Genomic DNA, 21,769 nt, shown 5'->3' on the forward strand with positions numbered 1-21,769 from the left:
GATGCTGGAAGGATGATTGAACATGTGTGCATATGCATGTAAGGGGCATATACCACCGCTGGAAGGCCCGCGACTTCGTCTGCGAAGGATGGAAACCGCGGATGCAGCTGCAATGTTCACGTGCTGGTCTGATCCGGAGGTTCGCTGTTATTTGAACCTTTCCGGTATGTCTGGGCGTGAGGATGCAGAGGATATGATTGAGCTGTTAAATGATCTGGCGAAGACGGAGGATGCACTGCGCTGGGGAATCGAACTGAAGGAGAACGGGAAGTTGATTGGAAGCTGCGGCTTTAATTATTGGCAGACCGACGGGGCTTATAAAGCTGAAATTGGCTATGAGCTGGCCAAACGCTATTGGCGACAGGGCTACATGACCGAGGCGCTGCGGTTGGTGCTGTCATTCGGGTATAACACGATACGGTTGAATCGGATGGAAGCATTGGTGGACCCGCGCAATATAGGCTCGCAAGCCTTGCTGTCCTCAATGGGCTGGACACAGGAAGGGCTATTGCGGCAGGTGCAGCATACATCTACAGGCTTTAAGGATATGCTGGTGTATTCTTTACTGCATGAAGAGTGGCTCAGACTGGAGGCGAAGCGTAATGCTGTTTCAGTATAACGGCGGGTCATCGCTGTTGCACAGGCTGGGACCATTAAGTAAGCTGACTTGGGTGGGATGCTTTAGTCTGCTGTCGATGGCATGGGATTCCACGCTGCACGAATCGGCGCTATTGGCTGTACTGATCGCTGTGGCCTGGCTAGGTGCACGTCTGACCTTGGTACGCCAGCTTCGGGCTATGTCGTTCCTGATTGGTTTAGGCATTCCATATTTTATATTGTCTATTCTGGCGGTTCGTGAAGGACATACAGTGATGTCCTGGGGACCGATTGCGATTACAACAGAAGGGCTGGATATCGCAGGGGCGTTAACGCTGCGGATTTTTGTACTGTTTTTGGCTTCTTATATTTATCTCTCGACAACGGACCCCAGAGATTTTGTACAGGCCTTGAATTTGCATTTGCGTGTTCCTTATCGGTTTGCATTCGGTATTTCGGTGGCGCTAACGTTTTTTCCTTTGCTGGAAGAGGAAGGACGTACAATGATGGCGGCACGGCGGGTTCGTGGACAGGAGCCGCCTCGAGGGCTGAAAAATCGAATAGCCTATTGGAGCGGGTATGCGGCTGCCGTGCTCGTGAATGCAGTGAGGCGAGTCCAGCAGACTGCGCTGGCTATGGAGGGAAAAGGTTTTGGCGCTTATGCAGACCGGACTTATCTTCGCACACTGGAGAGTGGACGTTCCAGCTACCTGGGTATTATGGCCGCTCTGGTCGCTGTAATAGCTACGGCTGTTTTATGGTGGAGCTTATAAACGACATTCCTTTTTTTATTTATATTGTCAACTTTATAAATATATTTTGGTTGACAATATAAGTGCGGGTGAATACATTTATACAGTAGCAGCTTGTACAGGGAACAATGGGGCTGTTACCTTAAACATTTAGATTATGGAGAGGAGTTAAGAAAATACATATGAAGGAATCTCGTATTTTCGCAAAATTTACAACGCTGGATATCGTGCTGATGGCGATGCTGGCAACGTTGAACGGCGTTATGACTGTTTATTTGTCACTTATTAACAAAACATTAAACAGTCTGGGAGGGCCTATTGCGACTTCCGTTATTGTCGGACTGTACATGATATATGGTTTGCTGGCCTACTATATTATTCGCAAGCCGGGCACAGCGGTTATTGCTTATTCATTTGGCGCAGTGGTACAGTCCTTTATAGGCACTGCATACGGTTTTGCTGCTATCATCGCGGCGGCTGTATGCTATATGATCGTTGCTGAACTGGTATTTGCCTTACTGCGCTATCGACGCTGGAATGTAGCTTCGCTGATGCTGGCGGGTGGAGCCATGGTTCCGTTGTGGTTTATTGTGGCAGCCAATATGTTTGGCTATATGCATTGGGGCTGGAAGGTGCTTACGATTACACTGGTCGTGCGCATTCTCAGTGGTATCATCCTGTGTGGTCTGCTCACGAAAGTGTTGGGCGATGCCTTGAATCGCACGGGCCTGTTAAAACGGTTTGAACTGGGACGCGCTTCGCGTGCATAGCTTTTGTGAATCTGGATATAAAATAGCCGTGTCCTTGAAGGATTTTGGCTACCGTTATGATGATCAGGCCGAGCCAGCGTTACATGGCTTGACGCTGGATATTATGGTGGGTGAGCATGTAGCGATTGTCGGAGCCAGCGGAAGTGGAAAATCTACGCTCTGCCAGCTACTTCATGGCGGATTGTCCCGTTCCGGCGAAGGAGAACGGACTGGGGAGCTAACCGTGTACGGGCTGGACCCCGATACGGCTGACCTGGCTGCTGTCGCCTCCACTGTCGGCGTCGTGCTTCAGGACCCGGATGCCCAACTGGTGCAGGGAATCGTCGAAGACGAGATTGCTTTCGGGCCGGAGAACCTGCGCGTGCCTCCGGCAGAAATTGCGCAGCGCCTCACTGCTGCGCTGGAGGCCGTCGGCCTTGCTCCCGAACGCGGCTCCTTCGTGCGCCGCCTCTCGGGAGGCCAGCGCCAACGCACTGCCATTGCTGCGGTGCTGGCGCTGGAAGCGCCGCTTGTCGTGTTCGACGACGCAGCGGCTCAGTTGGACCCGCCGGCTGTACGCGACTTCGTCCTGCTCTGCCAGCGGCTCCATGCCGCAGGCCGGACGGTGGTCACCGCGTCCGGTCGTATGGACGATACCGCGCGCGCAGCGCAGCGCATCGTCATCCTGAAGGGCGGGACCGTGCTATTGCAAGGTCCGCCGGAAACGCTGCTGCGCGAACATGCTGCGCAGCTGGCCGCCTTGGGGCTGCTCCCCTCTCCCGCAGGGAGGGGAGACGTGCCGCTTGAGCCGGGGGCGAAGCCCGGCTCGGCGGCTGAGCGCACCGGGCAGCCGTTGCTGGAGGTGAAGGGGCTGACCTTCACCTATCCCGGCAGGCAGCGGGCAGCGCTGACAGGCGTAAGCCTTGCCCTTGCGCCCGGCGAACGAGTCGTTCTGCTGGGCGAGAACGGCTCCGGCAAAACCACGCTCAGCAAGCTGCTCATGGGCCTGCTGCCTGCACCCAAGGGGTGCATGTGGTGGGAGGGAGAGGATATGGCGAAGCTGCCAATTCACCAGCTTGCCACCGGGATTGGTTATGTGTTTCAGCAGCCTGAGCATCAGTTTGCAGCAGCAACGGTATGGGAGGAATGCTTGTACAGCGTTCGCGTCAAGCTCGGTTTGCGGAGCGGAGAGGCGATTCCCGTCGTGTATGAGGAACGGGCACAGCGCTTGCTGGCAGCCGCCAAGCTGGATCGCAAGCTGGATGCCTCCCCGTATCTGCTGAGCGGAGGCGAAAAAAGGCTCTTGAGCGTAGCGGCGCAGTTTATCCTGCCGAAAAAACTGTACATTTTGGATGAGCCCACCGCCGGAACGGATTATGAAGGAGCGAACATTCTGCTCCGTATGTGTGCACAACAGTCTGCCGAAGGTGCAGCCTTCCTGATCATCACCCACGATATGCAGGTGGTCGAAAGCTTTGCCAGCCATGTTCTGCATATGGAAGAGGGATATCTCTATAAAATGGAAAATAATGGGATTTATCATACGATTACAGTTGACAAAAATTGAGTGGATGTAGACAATAATCTATATACATCTTACAAACAGGCGGCCTATTCAGGCCGCCTGTTTACGATTATGCAGTGTGGGTAATATCGATTCTGTGCAGGCGAATCGCATAGGTACAACACAGCTTATATAAGGAAAGGATTTGTGATTTGCTTGGGACAAGATAAACCCATGAAGCGTGGCCTTGTACTGACAGGTGTTCTGTTGGCGACGTTTCTGGCCGCGATTGAAGGAACGGTTATTGGCCCGGCAGGGCCGACGATTGTTAGTGCACTGGGCAGTGTGAATCTGCTCAGTTGGATTTTTACGGCATATTTGCTGACGATGGCTGTAACCACGCCTATTTTCGGTAAGCTTAGCGATTTATTTGGCCGTAAGCCAATTTTTCTGGTTGGCTGTTCGTTGTTTGTGCTTGGATCTTTGCTGTGTATGCTGGCTGGCAGTATGGAGCAGCTTATTGTGTACCGGGCTATTCAAGGGATTGGAGCGGGCGGTGTTATTCCCGTTACCTTTACCATCATCGGAGATATATACAAGATGGAGGAACGCGGTAAGGTCCAGGGAATGATCAGCTCAGTATGGGGGATTTCTTCCTTGATCGGACCTCTCCTGGGCGGTTACGTGGTTACTTATTTTGGCTGGGAATGGATTTTCGGCTTCAATATTCCCTTTGGTCTGCTGGCGATGTTCTTCATCGCCCGTTACCTGCGGGAACAGGTAAGCAAGCGCGTTGCGCGCGTCGACGTGCCGGGGGCAATTACCTTTACCATCGGGATGACGGCCCTTTTGCTCGTATTAGCGCTGGGCGGGCAGTACATCGGCTGGGCTTCTCCCGAATTGCTGGCCTTGGCTGCCGTAGCTATTTTGTTCCTGATTCTGTTTTTAGTTATTGAAAAACGCGCTCAGGAACCAATGGTGCCTCTGAAGCTGTTCCGGGTACGGGATATCGCTTTTTCCTGTGCCGCAGCGCTTCTGGTCAGCACCCTGCTTATCGGGCTGACCAGCTATCTGCCCCTATGGATTCAAGGCGTACACGGTGGGGATGCCGCTTCATCCGGTCTGGCCCTCGCCCCGATGTCGGTCGGCTGGCTGTTTGGCTCCATGATCGGAGGGCGTATTTTACTGACACTGGGCTCTCGTCGAACCTCGTTGATCGGGCTGACCCTGATTGTATTAGGGGCCTTCGTCATGACCTTGATGGGGGAAACGGCACCGATCTGGCTGCTCTTTCTGTCTACATTATTGTACGGATTGGGCTTTGGCTTCTCGATGACCGTGTTTACGATTATTGCCCAGTCCTCGGTCGGGTTCCAACTGCGCGGTGCCTCCACAGCTTTGAATACGTTCCTGCGCACGCTGGGGCAAACGATTGGGGTCGCAGCCTTCGGTTCATGGCTGAATTATCACATTGCCGCCCAGACAGCAGATGGACAGCTTACACAGCAAGGCATTACACAGGAGGATATTAATGGTCTGCTTGCACCTCATGCTTCACAAAGTCTGAGTGGACAGGCAGCGGGTATACTCCGTTCTGTATTGGAAAACAGTCTCCATTCCCTGTTTATCATCATGGTCGTTATTGCGGTGATTAGCTGGTTTGTCGTGCTCGGGCTGCGAAATCGACCACCGGGCACAGAAGAAGGGACGGATCAGCGCATCAAATCACCCCAGAGAGAACATGCATAAGAGAGTCTCCTTTACGGGCAATAAAGTTTTGTTGTCCAGCTCCAGCAACGATAAGAAAGACGTTTCCGATTTCCCGGAAACGTCTTTCTTCAATTTATAGCACCACACATAAAACAAGCGATTTAGCCAGAATAACCGATATGAATCCCGGCACAATTAGCGGTTTCGTCAATGGAAATTGCAAGCTCTCAGTTTATCAATCGTAATAATAACCGACGCTATGGGTCATACCGTCGGTTATTATTACGATTGGTATATCTCCGAGTACTTAGGTATGCTATTCCATTATTCGAATTAGCCGAACATTTTTTTTGAAGAACGCTTGTATGAAGCGGCGGGCATACTGTATGAAAACGTGGCACTAACCGAGAAAAAACAGTATTTAGAGCGCTTGTCGATTTGCCAATACCGATTATTTCCAACTAGGCAAGGAGAAGACCAGCAAAAGAACTACGAAGCGGCCATTCAATTTGAATATTACATGGAACGACTGGACGAGACTGACCAATTGGATGCATTAAGGGCTTTAGTGAATACATATTGATGAAAACAGTAAAAGGTTCTATCCTGCATTTGTATACTGGGCGTTTGCTCATTTAATTCAAGCAGAGGTCTGTGATGCCAAAAAAGACTATACAACAGGTTTTAAAAAAATATGCCGATTTAAGCTGGGTGCAGGAAACGGATGAAACGACAGTGAAATGGAAAATCAATTTAAGGAGTAGGCGAAGATGAAGAGTAAAAAGTTTTTGGCACTGATAGTGGCAAGTATCATGGCAGCGGCTATTGTGATTGTTCCTATACCTCCAGGTAATGGAGAAATTTCTCCAACGCATCACAGCGAAATTTAATAAACCCAGATTAAAGAAAAAGACCCACTCCAAGAATGGGTCTTTTTCTTTTTAATATATTTTTTACCAAATATATACTTTTTATTGGTTTCCACACGAATCCCTGGCACAAGCATTAGACCTCATCAACCACAGACCACGAAAATGCTTGGGCTGGAAGGCTGCTCACGAATCCTTTTCAGAAGAACTGTCGCACTTGGCTTGACAATCCGTCATTTTAATAGAGTTTTTTACTCAATTCTCACTATTATGGGTAGCCCATAATATAGCCTTTTCAATATAATCATTCCAGAAATCAAACGTATGGCCCCCTTTTGTTTCTCTATAAATGACATTCACCTTTTTTGAGACTAAAAAATCATGAAATTTTTGGTTTACATCTAACAAGAAGTCCTCAGTTCCACATGCCATATATATTTCGGGTATTTCCATTTTAGTCTTTATTAATTTAAGGACGAGTGCCTCCGGATCTTGATCACTGCCCATAAGCAGATTTAAGTCACCAAAAACTCTTCTATAATATTTATAGTCTGCCACTTCATCTTTATAGTCGGTAGATATTCCCGCTATTCTGTAAGTTATGATTGCGGAGGACAAGGCAATTATACGACTGAAATTACCAGCGTACTTTAATCCGTTGCGAATGGCTCCATATCCGCCCATTGATAATCCACCAATAAAGGTATCCTCTCTCTTAGTGGATAAAGGAAACATTTTTCGCGTAAACGTCACCAATTCATTTCCAATATATTCACCAAATAATTCCCCTTTATCGTTGTCATCCAAATAAAAACCGTTTTCACCTGACGGCATAAACACAGCTATATTATATTTATGAGATAGTTCCCGAATTCTTGAAAGACTAAGCCAATCCAGATAATTACCAGAATATCCATGTAAAAGATAAAGAGTTTTAAATGGGCGCTCCTCAGTATTTCCATGCCCAAACATGTCAGTGCGGTCTAGCGGTAAGAGTGCATTGAATGTAACTTCCCTTTTTAAAGCCTTTGAGTAAAAATTAACTTGTGATATGGCCAATTGATTCACTCCTAATGTCTAAATTTTTTTAATGAAGTCGAGGTTTATAAATAAAGGAACGGTTCTTTCGCATCAATAAAAGTGACAGGAATGTTCTTGACCAAAGGCTTCAACCATTCCGCCATATATTTCATGCCGGATTCCTCACTACGCTCATGGCCAATCACAATCATTCCCTTATCCATTCCGAGCATTGTTGCATCATTGACATAAGCACACAATGTCCATTCTGTAATTTCACCACAAACCATAACATCCAAGTTATGATTTCTCATTAACTCCATTGGCATTTGTTCTCTGCCTAGACCTAAGCTTCCTCCACCCACTAGTACCCCGACCTTTGAGCATTTCATTTCGGGATTGCCAACAATTTGAATAACATCCATTGATAGTTTCTGTTTAAAAAATCTGGCGAGTTCAGCCAAAGTAACTTCATTAATTTTGTATATGAAAGGTTGGTTCTCCTCTTGCAAATTATGTTCCCAGCCAATTTCTTTCAGAAGGCCATCATAAATTCTATCCGTTTTCGCCATATGCATATAATCATGGTACCGCCAAATTGCAATATTGTTTTCTTCGATTAACTTTTTCTTTGCAAGATATAACGGGTCATTCTCGAGCCAATCCATCTCGTCCCTTCCCGTATAAAAAGTGGGTTCATGTGTAATGATCATATTTGCCCCGTCTTCAATAGCACGCTTAATAACGTCTATCGTTGCCATAAACGTTGTGCAAATTCCTTGGACCTCAGTATTAGGCTTCCCGCATATTAACTGATCACCTGTTTTTTCAAGTCTCATATCGCCACATGAATCTGAGAGAATTGCCTCAATAACTTCTTGTACATTCATTATTATTCCTACTTTCATTAACATAACTGTCTTTTTAATAAATATAAGGGTGATACATTCCTTTCCTGTTTATTAAAGCTGGAATGTATCACTAACACTATTCATTTGATATATTATTTCTTGGATTTTTTAATAGAAAGTCAGGCTGCTTTATGATTATTTTCACCTTGTGCTTCTAAACCAAGATTCTTAGGAAGAATGAAAGATGCTAACATCCCTACGAACAATATTAATGCCATAACATACATAGCTCCTTTTTGCGAACCTGAGATTGAAATAAAAATTCCAGCAAGATAAGGACCAGCAAATCCACCAAATGCTGAAGTAAATCCTGTTAGCCCCCTAGCTGCACCTTCAACTTCTTTGGAGAAAATAAGAGTAGGTATTGTATGAAAACTAGGCATAAAAGCCTGTATAAAAAAGCCAGCTACACACATTAAAACGATGTACAAAGCGGCATTTGTACTATTAGAAAAAAGACCTAAAATAGCTAGAGCAATAGCAAACAACAGTAGTGGTATCCCCGTGCTAAGGCGGCGCTGCTTTATTTTCGGTGTTAATTTAGACCATACTGCCAATCCTAAAATAGCAGCAATCGATGGAAGTGCACTTAATAATCCTACATTACTAATACCTGCATGCGTAACAGACTGAATAGCTGTTGGCATCCAAGTAAAAAACCCTATCTGACCGAATACTGCACAAAAGCCAACGATACTCAAAACCCAGCTATACTTATTTCTTAATAGATAACCTAAAATAGGCAGAAGCTTATCCCCACTTACATTACTGCCCCCATCTTTCATTAAAGCACTCTGTTCCTTTTGAATGGTTGTAGTAATATATTCTTTTTCTTCTTTGCTTAACCATCTAGCTTGTTCTGGTCTGTCATACATTACAGCAAACCATATTCCACCAATTATTAAACTAATAACACCTAAAATCATAAACATCATTTGCCAATTGAACATTGCTATCAGAAATCCACCGATTGGTCCAGTAAGTGTTGCTGCAATGCCGGAGGCAGTAAACACAACGGCTATAGCTCGACTTCTTTCACCATCCTTTTCTGGAAACCAATAGGGCAAAAGAGTCATGATGCCTGGTACAATAGCTCCCTCCGCAACACCAAGTAAAAATCTGAGTACTATAAGTTGCCAACCGTTTGTAACAAACCCTTGTAGAATAGTTATTACGCTCCAGCATATCGTTGAAAAGCCAAGAAATTTTTTGAGTTTTCCTTTTTGAGCAATGTGTCCACCGGAGATCTGTAAAATCATACCTCCAATACCCGCGACTCCACCCGCAATCCCAGCAACGCTCGCAGCAAAACCTAAATCCTTCAGCATTCCCCCAGGTAGGGCAATGCTTAGAAGTGAGTTACTTACAAATGAAAAAAAGCACATTAGAAATAATACAGGTAAAAAGTAAAGCCATCTTAACTTTGGTATTTTTTTTGTTTCAGACATTATAAACCCCCCTGTAATTTATACATCCTTAAATTCTTAATGATTTAATTTTATCTTCATCGAAAATAAATAATATTTTTAGTACCCCTCCAATTATTAATTGAAAGCGGTTTAAAAAAACTTTTATAATAGTATGGCTGTTTCATTAATCATTATCTATTTAACTTGTTATACATAATATTGAGTATCTTTACCATCTCGATCAATATAATCGATAACAGGCCTGTTCGTTTTAAAATCGATATAAAGTGTACAACGCTTCTTATCCTTTTGCCAGGACAGATAAATTTCATCTTTGTTGGATTCTAATACCTTGAACTCCCCATTAAAGGCATCATAATCGTTTCTAAATCGAATAAGCTTTAATAATCTTTTGACTACTTCTTTTTCTAGAGATTTTTCAATCTCCATAAGACTATAGTTGTGACGGTTGATTTCTCTACCTTCTCCTGTTTCTCTAACTCTTTCATAGTCGTTTTCCCCAGCTAATAGTCCTACATAATACACCTGAGGTATCCCTGGAGTAAAGAATTGAATCGCTCTCGCTGAAATATAGGCATCATCATCATTATTTAGTACGGAGTAGTATGAGCATCTGATTTGATGGACATCAAATCCATCCTCCGACTTATGCTCGTCTGACAAAATTAGACTTAGGTTTGAACCTCTTTGGAGGCAAACATCTACCAATTTTCTAGCTTCTGTTGTATCAATAAGATCATCTAAGTCTGGTTTTACTGGTATACCGTCATGGCAGTCCAGCATTGTAAACTGATTATGTGGTCGATTCTTAAGATAATCAATAAGAGCTATACTAGATTTATTGATTAAAGTATCCAAAATTCGATAAGGTAAAATAAAATCGTAGATCCAACATCCATGCTCGGACAGCTTATTTTGGATAGTGTAATGTGAATGAACTTCTGGTAATATTTCGATATCTAATGACTTAGCCAGTTCTAAGACCCAATCAAGGAACTCATAGATTTCGGGCTCTACAAAAAAACAACTTGTCCCCAATTTTTTAATAACATAGCCAACCGCATCCAGACGGACAATCTTCACATTATTTTCCTTAAAGTTTAAAAAGAAGTCCGTAATTAGCTGTTTTACCCTTTTTGACTTAATATCCAAATCAATTTGTTCTGAAGGATCCGTCTTTCCAAATGTCGTCCATACCTTTTCTTCCTCACCAGTTTCCGCAATTGTAAAAGTAGAATATGGTAGGGAACGTCGTAGGAACATTTTACTAATGTCATCCTGAACAGGATTTCCATCTTCCCAAACCTTATCTAATGTAATAAACAAATCTACATATTCAGATTTTCTTCCTTTTTTTAGAAAATCCTGAAAATATTCAGATTGCCTAGATATATGATTAACCATCAAATCTACTAAAACATCAAAGTTTTCGCCAATAGCTTTAATATCCTTCCAAGTCCCAAAGGCCGGTTCAATTTCTAAATAGGATAATGGAGCAAATCCACGGTCTCCTGAAGAGGGAAACGGTGGAAGGATATGCACTCCTCCTTTAAAAATATCCGTAAAATAATTTAGAAGTACTTGATTAAGAGTCTTTAAATCACCTCCCAAAGAATCGGGGTAGGTAATTAACTGTACCTGATTTTTCACTGCCATTCGCGACACCTCCTATAATCCATACATATTTTTTATTACTTCAAGCTTGGGTAATGCTACGATTGCACCGGTATATTTTAACTTATAAGCACTTACAGCAAACCCTAACGTAAACGCTTCCCTAAGCGTATAGCCTTTCACAACAGCTGCATAAAATCCGGACCAGAAAGCATCCCCTGCTCCTGTCGTATCAATTACGTCTGTAGCTAATGTATTTAACTTAATGATTTCTTTTCCATTTGAGACAATTGCCCCGTCTTTACCTAAGGTCATAATAACAAGCTTTGCCCCAAATTTTAAAAACTTCTCAACCTGATTTTCATGAGTGTCTTTTCCGAACAATCTTTCTGCGTCATCCTCTGAAGGTTTGACGATGTCGACCTTTTTGAACATCGATTTTACGTACTCAACACCATCTTCTCCTTTATGCCAAATTTTCGGATGATAGTTTGGGTCAAAACATACTAAAACGTTGTTCTCTCTCGCACGCTCTATAACTTTTTCAATCGTATGACGAACTGGCTTCATAGAGATTGGCCAGCAGGAAAAATGAACAATCTTAGAATTATCTACAGCTTCTTCAAGCTCAGGAGTGTAAGCTAAATAATAGTCCGCTCCGCGATAAAAAATTGGAGTTGGCGTAGATTTGCTTTTCGAAACAACAACCATACTGGTAGAATAGTCTACTTTTTGAACACATTTAGTATCAATACCAGCTAATTGTAACTGGTTAGTTAAAAATACTCCCATCCCATCTTTACCTAAAGCTGATGCTACGAGAGAATGAATCCCTAATCTACTAACATTAACAGCAATATTAGAAGGAGATCCACCGAAAAATTTCTGATAGGTGTTACATTTAGAATGATCATCATAATCAGTTGATATCATATCGATAAGAATTTCCCCGACTGTTAAGATGTCATTCCTTTTATTTTGAAAATTGATTTTATCATCCAGCTTATACATGTAGTTCCTCCGGATTTATTTAACTTTTATTACTTTTAATCTAGAGCCCACTTATCCAGCGTCCCGCCATTTTAATCCAATTGGAAACTTCAGGTTGAATGGTCCTTTCATTATCTAAAGCCATAGTTTCCTCAGTTCCAAGGGACAACCCATGCACCCCATTCGGGTAAATATGCATTTCCAAACTTACTTTATTCTTCAAAAGTGCATTAGCAAATAAAAAACTATTTTCGACAGGAACAGGCTCGTCTGTATACGTGTGCCACAAGAATGTTGGTGGAGTATCGGAAGAAACATATTTTTCTAATGACACTTGATGTAATTGCTCATCATAGTTATCACCTAACAAAGCTTTAAATGAACCCTCGTGTGCAAACGTACCAGATGTAATAACCGGGTAACTTAGTAAAATCCCGTTAGGTTTTATCATTTCATTTGGGATTCCCAGGGCTTTCGATAAAAAACTACTTTTCCAAAAAACTCCTAAACTGGCTGCCAAGTGGCCGCCAGCTGAAAAACCAACCACAATGATTTTATTTATGTCAACATGCCATTCCTCTGCTTTTTTCCTAGTAAGAGCAACTGCCATAGATAGTTCTAATAATGCTGTTGGAAAAGTAGCAGGGCGAACACTGTACCTTAATACACATGAATGAAATCCCATCGCATTCATTTTGATTGCTATAGGTTCCGCCTCCCGATCAGAAGTAAACTCATATCCACCACCTGGACATATAATGACCAGAGGGCGTTTTCGAGTATTATCTATTTCTGGAGAGTTATCTAAAATATACGTATATAACTTAGACTTTGAATGTTGTGTACGTATATCAATAATTTCATGTATCAAATTCGGCTCCTCCTCTAATTAACCATTTAATGCTCTGCTAAGTGCTTCAATGTACCCGTTTTTGGCATGCTGGCTGATTTCCGCATCCGGGACGATATGCTCAAAAGCATGAAAACATCCAGGATATAATTGAAATTCTACATCCACTCCTGCTTGAGCTAAACGTGCAACATAATCAATTGTTTCATCGCGGAAAGGATCTAGTTGACCTACACATGTATAGGTCGGAGGTAGTCCTTCCAAATTCTTTGCGCGGGTTGGTGCTGCGTATGGGGAGATTTCACCATGAGCAGAATCCCCTAGATACATTTCCCAAGCCGATATGTTATTTGACCTGAACCAAACCGCATGAATATCGGTAATTTCGTAGCTGGATGGTGTAATATTTCGATCATCAACCATTGGATATAATGGCATTTGAAAACATATAACCGGGCCCTTTCTATCGCGTGCCATTAATGCCAATGCCGCAGTTAATCCTCCACCTGCACTTCCTCCACCGATTGCAACCCTCATTGGATCAACATTCAATTCATTTGTTGCACTCGTCATCCATACCAATGTAGCATAGCAGTCTTCAATAGCTGCGGGATACGAATGCTCAGGGGCTAATCGGTAATCTGGTGAAACCACAATACAATTGACTGCTTGAACAATACTTTCACAAAGGCTGTCTTCACCATTAGGATGACCTAACACATATCCTCCTCCATGGCTCCAAAGAACAGCAGGTAATTCTTCTTTACTCCTCTGAACTGGTTCATAAATTTTAATCAACATTTCTTGTCCATCGCCACCAGGGATAAAACGTTCAGTAATTCTAACGTGTTCCGAATTCGCATTAGACGGAATGGGAACTTGTCTTGTTTTAGCCAAATCTTGTGGAAGTTGAATGATTGGTACCGCTTTCAAATTTTCTCTTAATTCCGCTTTCACTCTATTTAAAAATTCCATAATATAAACATCCTTTCACTGAGATACCAACAACTATAAAGCGTTTTCATATTCATAATATATAAATGTAAAGCGTTTGCATGTCAAACGGTTGTCATAAATCTTTCTTTTATCCTGATATCAAGAAAACGTATACTATGAAAGTATGATAACCGCTTGACACTCAATGTGTCAAGCGGTTATCATACGGGTTTTTTTAAATAAAAGAAAATTAATATTGCTCTTTTAGGTAGAGAATAACAAAAAAGCCACTGTTAATTTTTAACCTGTAGCCTTTTGAAAAATTTAGTGTATTTACTTAAAAGACTGATTCCGTAATCACGGGGGGAATTTTAGGTTACAAAAACATTTGTCGTTGAAGCACCCTCGACAAGTATGATATCTAGAGGCTTACATAAATGAGAAGAAATTTCCTCATTTTTAATTTTCTTATCCAGTATTATAACTGCTTTTTCTTCCATTTATGGTATAGACTGTTGTATTGTGGTTAATTGTGGGAGTAAATTTCTAACTGCTTCTGTTCCATCAAAACCAACTATTTTTAACTCTTCCGGGACGTTTTTCCTTATTTTTACAGTTTTATAATATATGTTAGCAGCAATAATATCGTCACTTGCAAAAATACCATCCATATCAGGATTTTCATGAAAAACTTGCGAAATGACTTTATGATTTTCTTTAGCATTAAAAGTTTTATTGATTTCATAGATAATTGGCTTAAGACCGTAAGCTGTCATTATATCCTTGTATGCAGAGGTTCGTAAATGTGTAGGAGTATCTAATCTGCTCGGCCCACTAATATGAATAATCTTTTTACAACCTCTTTTAATCAAATGTTCCGTTGCCAATTTACCACCTAAATAATTGTCAGATGAAACAATTGGCGCTGAAGTTGAAATATATTGATCTACAGCAACAATAGGTAAGCTTGTTGAAACTTGTTCAAAAATCCCTCTATTATGACTTCCAACAATAATTCCATCTACTTGATTTCGTTGGAGCATGTCTAAATATTTTTTCTTTATCCATATTATTTAAGCTATTACATGAAACACTTTATAGCCTAATTCTTCACATTTAATTTCGATATTATACTCAGCAAAAAAGGGATTACTTACTGTAGGAAAAATTAATCCAATAATATTACTTTGTTTTGTAAATAAAGACCTAGCCATTTCATTAGGGAAATAATTAATTTTTTCCATTGCATTATGAACACGTTTTCGAGTTTCTTCACTAATATAACCACGGTTATTCAACACTCTAGAAACAGTGGTTGGTGAAACACCGGCATGTTTAGCAACATCTTCTAATTTGGGTTTCGCTTTCGTTTTCATACTATCACCTCACATACATTGACTAATCTTCTATAAACCGGGATCGTAGCTATGCTGATCGGTTTTTCACTGATGACCGTAATTATGAAGCATTCACAGAAATATTTTGTAGCACAGCAAGCGGAGCTTGGCCAGATCAACGGTCATATCGAAGAAACCTATGCCGGTCATAACGTAGTCAAGGTATATAATGGAGAAAAAGCAGCCAAGGAAGTGTTCCATGGCATTAACGGCCGCTTATATACAAATGCATGGAAGTCCCAGTTCATGTCTGGCCTGATGATGCCGGTCATGATGTTCATCGGGAATTTCGGTTATGTCGCGGTCTGTGTCGTGGGCGCTTTGCTGGTGAATCAACATACTATAACGATCGGAACTATTGTAGCCTTCATGGTGTATATTCGTCTGTTTACACAGCCTTTGTCACAGCTGGCACAGGCCGCAACCAATCTGCAATCTGCGGCTGCCGCCAGTGAGCGTGTATTCGAATTTCTGGGTGAAGAAGAATTGGCGGATGAGAGCGATAAGACCGAGAAGCTGGACAACGCCAAAGGGAATATCGAATTTAAACATGTCCGTTTCGGTTATAAAGAAGACCGTATGATTATCAAGGATTTCTCTATGAAAGCTGAAGCTGGTCAGAAAATTGCCATTGTTGGTCCGACAGGCGCCGGTAAGACAACGCTCGTGAATTTGCTTATGCGGTTCTATGAGCTGAACGGTGGGGAAATCTATATTGACGGAACCCCGATCAGCCAATTAACACGTGAGAATATTCATGAATTATTCTGTATGGTGTTGCAGGATACCTGGTTGTTTGAAGGAACGATCCGTGAGAATATCGTCTTTTCCAAACAGCATGTTACCGATGAACAGGTGGAAGCTGCGTGTAGAGCGGTAGGGCTGCACAGCTTCCTTAAAACACTGCCGCAAGGCTATGATACGATGCTGGACGATAAAGCCAATCTCTCTGCCGGTCAAAAGCAATTGATTACTATTGCAAGAGCCATGATTGAAGATGCACCCATGCTCATTCTGGATGAGGCCACAAGTTCGGTCGATACGCGTACGGAATTGCTGATTCAACAAGCGATGGACCAACTGACTGTAGGTAAAACCTCCTTTGTGATTGCCCACCGGCTCTCAACGATCAAGAACGCCGATCTGATTCTGGTCATGAAGGATGGTAACATTATCGAAACGGGCAAGCATGAGGAATTGCTGGCTAAAGGCGGCTTCTATGCCGATCTATACAATAGCCAGTTTGAACATGCGTCCTAAAAATAACGGTTTCTATTTGAAAAAACAGGATAACAGCTTTTGAGACAAGAATATAAATATTTATACAAAAAAAGGGACAGTCTGGGATACCCAAATAAGGGGGAGGGCTGTCTCTTTTTTATGTCATGCGTTTATATGTATATGATTACATAAAAAATAAAATAGTAAATTGGACTTAATCATAGACGAAGCCAACGTATTTCTTCATCGGATAGTGGACTACTAAAGAACTATTTTTTTGAATTCGTTTGCAATTAGAGCTTTTTATGAATTTTTTTGAATGATTTTGGATGGAAATGAAGCAAGCAAGCAGGCAAAATTGAATATGCAAAAAAAGCAAGTAACAATTTTTTCTGAATGCAATATAAATTAAAGAAAACAAAAATTTCAGAAATTTACTAGGAAAATATGAGGATGAAATTCAAGGAGCATCCTGCTTTCAGCCTTAATAAAGGGGATTTTCAGTCTATATCAATCGCTTGTCATACCATATAAAATGGCCCTACCAACCAAAAAAGTTGGTTTCTAATCTAGACTTGAATAATTAGAACAAGGGAGATGAAGTACTTGAAAATCAACAAAATTTTCAGAAAAGCCACCACATTAACTGTGGCAACCACATTGCTATTGGGAGGGGGTATTCAAGCTTTTGCCAAAGACACGGATGAATCTGATCTCAAAACAGACAATGCATTTACGCACATTACACGCAATGACATGTTGAATATTTTCAAACAGCAAGGCAAAGAGAAATTTGAGGTTCCGTCCTTTGATGCATCTACAATTAAGAATATTCCTTCCGCAAAAGGCCGCGACAGCTCAGGCAAGCTGATTGATTTCGATGTCTGGGACTCTTGGCCGTTACAAAATGCCGATGGCACAGTAGCCAATTACAAAGGGTATAATATCGTTTTTGGATTGGCAGGCGATCCTAAAAGAGCAGAGGATACATTTATATATCTGTTCTATCAAAAAGCGGGTAATACCTCGCTGAGCGGCTGGAAAAATGCCGGAAGAGTATTTAAAGACAATGATAAATTACTTGCGAACGATCCGATTCTAAAAAATCAGTCAGAAGAATGGTCCGGTTCTGCTACCTTAACCTCTAATGGACAAGTACGCTTATTTTATACCAGCAGACAGCCCTTTGAGCCGAGTAACCAACTATACGGTAAACAAACCTTGACCACGGCTCAAATTAATCTCTCTCAGCCTGATGAGGAGACACTGAAAGTGGATGGTGTCGAGGATTTGAAACCGATCTATGACGGTGGAGATGGTAAAACCTATCAAAATGTTCAGCAAAGCGTCGGTGTAGATATGGATAACCATACGTTTAGAGACCCTCACTATGTCGAGGATCAAGGCCACAAATATATTATATTTGAAGCGAACACAGGGACAGAAACAGGCTACCAGGGCGAGGATTCTCTTCAAAACTCAGCTTATTATGGTGGTAATAACGAATTTTTCACGGAAGAGCTTCGTAATCTGTTGCAAAGTCCCAAGAAAAAGGGAGCTGAATTGGCCAACGGCGCACTGGGCATCGTTGAATTGAATAACGATTATACTTTGAAAAAAGTAATGCCTCCTTTGATTGCGTCCAATCTGGTAACGGATGAAATTGAACGGGCGAATGTGTTCAAGATGAATGGTTTGTGGTACTTATTTACGAGCACGAGAGGCTCCAAGGTGACTGTTGATGCGATCGGTGACGATGATATTTACATGCTGGGTTATGCTTCTACTTCCTTGACTGGGCCTTACAAACCGTTGAATGGAACCGGTCTCGTTCTTCATCAGGATCTGGATCGTGATGATATTACCTGGACTTATGCCCATTTTGCTATCCCGCAAGGTAAAGGCAATAACGTAGTCGTTTCGAGCTATATGACCAATCGAGGGCTTTTCCCGGATCACAAATCCACTTTCGCACCAAGCTTCCTGCTGAATATTAAAGGCTTGAAAACCTCTGTTGTCAAAAACGGTATTCTGGAGCAAGGGCAAATCACGATTGATCCAACGGATGACAAAAAAGAACCTCCATATGAGTATGGAAAGAAATAAGTAGGTAGATGCAGCATGTCCGAAGACGGCAGCTTGGTAGCTGACCGATCTGTCGTCTTCGGACGGTACATAACGATGCAATGGGAGGTAAGGAGGATCGTCATAATGAAAAAAATAGCTTCCAAGAGCATTTGGATACGATCCGTTGTAATCATCACAGGCTTAACAATCTTCATAACTATGGGTTGGAGTATGTACCAACGGGATGCGAGCAAAACTCCAATACCTCCTACAAACCCGACCTATCGGGCGGCCTATCATTTTACTGTTCCGGATAAGTGGAAAAATGATCCGCAGCGGCCCATTTATATGGATGGGAAATACCATTATTACTATTTATATAACCGAGATTATCCTGAAAAAAATGGTACAGAATGGCGGCACGCCACCTCAACTGATTTGGTTCATTGGCAGGATGAGGGCGTGTCGATCCCCAAATATACCAATCCGAATGGCGACCCGTGGTCTGGCTCGGTTGTGAGCGATGATAACAACAGTGCAGGGTTTGGCAAAGGTGCTCTGGTCGCTATTGTGACGCAGCCGTCTGCCAATGGAGGAAAGCAAGAGCAATTTTTATGGTATAGCCTTGACAAAGGCAAGACATTTACTTCTTATAGCGACACTCCTGTGATGAAGAATCCGGGTACCCGGGATTTCAGAGACCCGAAAATCATATGGGATATGCGCAGCAATAAATGGATCATGGTCATGGCGGAAGGTACGAAGATTGGCTTTTATGAGTCTGACAACTTAAAGAAATGGCATTATATGAGTGGCTTTAGCACCGAAAATATCGGACTTGTGGAATGTCCCGACCTCTACCAAATGCGAGCGGACGATGGAACCTATAAGTGGATTTTGGGCGCAAGCGCAAACGGGAAATCAACAGGAGAACCTAACACATATGCCTATTGGACGGGAAATTTCGACGGTAACCATTTTTCCCCGGACGATAGTAAGCCCGAGTGGCTGGATTACGGCTTTGATTGGTATGGGGCGGTGACGTTCGAGGAAGGAAAAGGCAACGATAAATACAGCCACCGTTATGCGCTGGCCTGGATGAACAATTGGGATTATGCCAACAACACGCCTACGCTAAAAGAAGGCTTTAACGGGATGGATTCCATCGTTCGTCAAATTCGACTGAAACAAGTAGACGGACTAGGGTATCGCTTGGTTTCACAGCCGATCGAAGCTTTGAAGCAATTGCCAACCTCAATGAAGTCATTTGAACAGATCAGGGTGAATGGTACGTACACGCTTCCGGTGAAGGCAGAAGCTTATCAGCTAGAGGCGGATATTTCATGGTCAACGCTTAAAAATGCAGGCTTGAGACTACGAGAATCGAAGGATGGCAAACGTCATGTGGATGTCGGCGTTTCATTGGAAGGCCAATACTCTTATGTTAACAGAGGATATACAGGACAGCCGGATCAGAGTGGAGCCTATGTGGAGAGCAAGGCGCCCTTTGACGTGAACCATAAAAACGTTCACCTGAAAATTCTAGTCGATAAGACCAGTATCGAAGTTTTTGTAGACGATGGAGCAGTGGTGCACTCCAATTTAATCTTCCCTCGTATGGATGATCAGGGAATTACCCTTTTTGCCGATGGCGGTACAGCTATTTTCAAAAATGTGGTTATCAACAATTTTATTAAGTGAACAGATAGACATAAAGAGTCTGCCCCACTATACACGTGGTGCGGACTCTTTGTGAAAAACGCCACTTACAGTTAGGTAATTAGCCGATCTGGTAAGTCTATTTGTGATAGGGTGACAGGTTATCAGCGCTGCGCCCCAATTTTTTAAGTAAACCGATAAGCTGATCTCTTTCGGTTTCGCTGATGCCGCTAAAGGCACGTTCAATTTGACGTGTATAGTCAGGGTAAATTTCGTCCATGACGCGTTGTCCTTCGTCCGTCAATTCTGCATATATAATCCGACGATCCTGGTCGCACGGGTGACGGTGCAAATAACCGCGGCTCTCCAGCTTGTCGATAACATAAGTGACATTTCCGCTTTGCAGCAGCAGCTTGGCTCCAATCTGTTGGATCGGCTGCGCTCCCTTGTGATATAGAACTTCCATCACGGCGAAGGCCGTTGGGTTGAAGCCCATCGTTTTGATGCCAGCAACCGCATGTTCGTTTACACTTTTGAATGACTTGGCAAACACGCTATATAAATGCATGGATTGCTGTGTCACCAATGTTCGGTAATCTATCATCTTCATTCCGCCTTTATGTATGGATTTGGGCATCCTTTGACCGCTCGGTTCGGATGACCGGGCAACCATACCCTTGTTACTAGCATAAAGGGATTTACGTAGGGATAACATGCGATTTGTCACAGTAGCTGCTTTTTTAATTATTTAATTTCAAAGCTTTAAAGTAAATTTTTGAAAAATAAAGGTTTTGAATGTAAGAAACCCGTTCCGGTTGGTTATATTAAAAAATAACCTAACGGTATAAATCCCAACTAACAAAATAAGTATTTCAGAGGAGATGAGGGCACATGGATACGGGCTCATTCCGTTTTCAATTTCGTGATCCGCAACAGGCTGCACAAGCCTGTGAAACATTAAAGGAAATTGGATACGCTGCCAGCACAAACGGTGACACGGGTCTCAGGGTTCATGTTGAGAACCAGGATGTGCTATCTGCACTGGAGATTTGCCAAGCCTATGAGGGAAGCATCATTGAGACGGGAATTCTCACTTTTCGTCCAGGTGCGCAAGGTAATATCAATGTACAAAACCCAGGCTATAGCCCGGAGGATTGGATTATCCCGGCGCACATTATCAATGAAGATTGGAGCGAAGCGTATAAAAACGGCTCTTCTCAAACATATGACAATACGATAAAGGAGCATAATGTAAGCTCTGATCAACAGCCGGAAGATGAAGTGGATGGCTTTTCCGGCAGCATCCATCTCTAACTTTTCCAATACAGTATATAAAAAGGCACCTTCACACCCATTGAAATCGTGGTCTTGAAGGTGCTTTCGCTTATATTTGTGGCTTAATTTGTTACAGATCTGGGGAGGAAACTTAAATGATTAGACATCCACATGAAATGGGAACGAAGGGGGCAATCTAAAAAAACGGACAACTCGGT

17 protein-coding genes and 3 pseudogenes are annotated in these 21,769 nt (G+C 42.7%); 11 read left to right on the forward strand and 9 right to left on the reverse strand.

The genetic code is table 11. The annotated features are described in order from the left end of the window. Positions 1 to 22: 22 nt before the first annotated feature. The 7 genes and pseudogenes from GCU48_RS14175 to GCU48_RS29200 all read left to right on the forward strand — a co-directional run. Positions 23 to 619 carry a GNAT family N-acetyltransferase gene (locus tag GCU48_RS14175; RefSeq protein WP_152380423.1) on the forward strand — a complete coding sequence of 199 codons (597 nt, stop codon included), beginning with the start codon at positions 23 to 25 and terminating at the stop codon, positions 617 to 619. After that, the gene (locus GCU48_RS14180; RefSeq protein WP_152380424.1) at positions 603 to 1,370 is read left to right on the forward strand and encodes an energy-coupling factor transporter transmembrane component T family protein; all 768 of its coding nucleotides are present in this window, start codon (positions 603 to 605) and stop codon (positions 1,368 to 1,370) included. The genes GCU48_RS14175 and GCU48_RS14180 overlap by 17 nt, the downstream gene beginning before the upstream one ends. Positions 1,371 to 1,531: 161 nt before the next feature. Beyond that, positions 1,532 to 2,119, forward strand: a complete 588-nt coding sequence (locus tag GCU48_RS14185) for an ECF transporter S component (protein WP_152380425.1) — start codon at positions 1,532 to 1,534, stop codon at positions 2,117 to 2,119. After that, a complete protein-coding gene (locus GCU48_RS14190) occupies positions 2,112 to 3,665 on the forward strand; it encodes an ABC transporter ATP-binding protein (protein ID WP_152380426.1) in 1,554 nt (517 codons plus the stop codon). Before GCU48_RS14185 ends, GCU48_RS14190 begins: the two co-directional genes overlap by 8 nt. A 171-nt stretch (positions 3,666 to 3,836) precedes the next feature. Next, the gene (locus tag GCU48_RS14195; RefSeq protein ID WP_152382166.1) at positions 3,837 to 5,351 is read left to right on the forward strand and encodes an MDR family MFS transporter; all 1,515 of its coding nucleotides are present in this window, start codon (positions 3,837 to 3,839) and stop codon (positions 5,349 to 5,351) included. 322 nt (positions 5,352 to 5,673) lie between these two features. Beyond that, positions 5,674 to 5,895 (forward strand): hypothetical protein, encoded by a 222-nt coding sequence (locus GCU48_RS28880; RefSeq protein WP_152380427.1) that lies wholly within the window; start codon positions 5,674 to 5,676, stop codon positions 5,893 to 5,895. Positions 5,896 to 6,299: 404 nt separating this feature from the next. Then, positions 6,300 to 6,407: pseudogene (locus tag GCU48_RS29200) on the forward strand (IS30 family transposase); the annotation flags it as partial. Between the two features lie 29 nt (positions 6,408 to 6,436). Here GCU48_RS29200 and GCU48_RS14210 read toward each other — a convergent pair. From GCU48_RS14210 to GCU48_RS29205, 8 genes and pseudogenes are all read right to left on the reverse strand, one after another. After that, a complete protein-coding gene (locus GCU48_RS14210) occupies positions 6,437 to 7,240 on the reverse strand; it encodes an alpha/beta hydrolase (protein WP_152380428.1) in 804 nt (267 codons plus the stop codon). Between the two features lie 44 nt (positions 7,241 to 7,284). Continuing rightward, positions 7,285 to 8,091, reverse strand: coding sequence for a Nif3-like dinuclear metal center hexameric protein (locus GCU48_RS14215; protein WP_152380429.1), 807 nt, complete (start codon positions 8,089 to 8,091; stop codon positions 7,285 to 7,287). Positions 8,092 to 8,231: 140 nt separating this feature from the next. Beyond that, positions 8,232 to 9,560 carry an MFS transporter gene (locus GCU48_RS14220; RefSeq protein WP_152380430.1) on the reverse strand — a complete coding sequence of 443 codons (1,329 nt, stop codon included), beginning with the start codon at positions 9,558 to 9,560 and terminating at the stop codon, positions 8,232 to 8,234. Between the two features lie 168 nt (positions 9,561 to 9,728). Next, on the reverse strand, positions 9,729 to 11,198 hold the full coding sequence (gene gtfA / locus GCU48_RS14225; RefSeq protein ID WP_152380431.1) for a sucrose phosphorylase: 1,470 nt from the start codon (positions 11,196 to 11,198) through the stop codon (positions 9,729 to 9,731). A gap of 12 nt (positions 11,199 to 11,210) precedes the next feature. Continuing rightward, positions 11,211 to 12,167, reverse strand: coding sequence for a carbohydrate kinase family protein (locus GCU48_RS14230; RefSeq protein WP_152380432.1), 957 nt, complete (start codon positions 12,165 to 12,167; stop codon positions 11,211 to 11,213). Positions 12,168 to 12,207: 40 nt separating this feature from the next. Further along, positions 12,208 to 13,017, reverse strand: coding sequence for an alpha/beta hydrolase (locus GCU48_RS14235; RefSeq protein ID WP_152380433.1), 810 nt, complete (start codon positions 13,015 to 13,017; stop codon positions 12,208 to 12,210). A gap of 18 nt (positions 13,018 to 13,035) precedes the next feature. Beyond that, positions 13,036 to 13,971 carry an alpha/beta hydrolase gene (locus GCU48_RS14240; protein WP_152380434.1) on the reverse strand — a complete coding sequence of 312 codons (936 nt, stop codon included), beginning with the start codon at positions 13,969 to 13,971 and terminating at the stop codon, positions 13,036 to 13,038. A gap of 332 nt (positions 13,972 to 14,303) precedes the next feature. Further along, positions 14,304 to 15,308: pseudogene (locus tag GCU48_RS29205) on the reverse strand (LacI family DNA-binding transcriptional regulator). Positions 15,309 to 15,344: 36 nt separating this feature from the next. Between GCU48_RS29205 and GCU48_RS14250 the strand changes: the two are divergent. The 3 genes and pseudogenes from GCU48_RS14250 to GCU48_RS14260 all read left to right on the forward strand — a co-directional run. Further along, positions 15,345 to 16,589, forward strand: a pseudogene (locus GCU48_RS14250) (ABC transporter ATP-binding protein); the annotation flags it as partial. Between the two features lie 567 nt (positions 16,590 to 17,156). Continuing rightward, on the forward strand, positions 17,157 to 18,656 hold the full coding sequence (locus GCU48_RS14255) for a glycoside hydrolase family 68 protein (RefSeq protein WP_152380435.1): 1,500 nt from the start codon (positions 17,157 to 17,159) through the stop codon (positions 18,654 to 18,656). A 105-nt stretch (positions 18,657 to 18,761) separates the two neighbouring features. Continuing rightward, positions 18,762 to 20,318 carry a glycoside hydrolase family 32 protein gene (locus GCU48_RS14260; RefSeq protein WP_152380436.1) on the forward strand — a complete coding sequence of 519 codons (1,557 nt, stop codon included), beginning with the start codon at positions 18,762 to 18,764 and terminating at the stop codon, positions 20,316 to 20,318. Between the two features lie 97 nt (positions 20,319 to 20,415). Here the strand turns inward: GCU48_RS14260 and GCU48_RS14265 are convergent, their stop codons facing one another. Next, positions 20,416 to 20,880 (reverse strand): MarR family winged helix-turn-helix transcriptional regulator, encoded by a 465-nt coding sequence (locus GCU48_RS14265; protein WP_025717554.1) that lies wholly within the window; start codon positions 20,878 to 20,880, stop codon positions 20,416 to 20,418. Positions 20,881 to 21,167: 287 nt separating this feature from the next. Here GCU48_RS14265 and GCU48_RS14270 point away from each other — a divergent pair, with 287 nt between their 5' ends. Then, positions 21,168 to 21,590, forward strand: coding sequence for a hypothetical protein (locus GCU48_RS14270; RefSeq protein ID WP_025717553.1), 423 nt, complete (start codon positions 21,168 to 21,170; stop codon positions 21,588 to 21,590). Positions 21,591 to 21,769: the final 179 nt, after the last annotated feature.

The organism is Paenibacillus brasilensis (assembly GCF_009363115.1).
GTDB lineage: Bacteria > Bacillota > Bacilli > Paenibacillales > Paenibacillaceae > Paenibacillus > Paenibacillus brasilensis.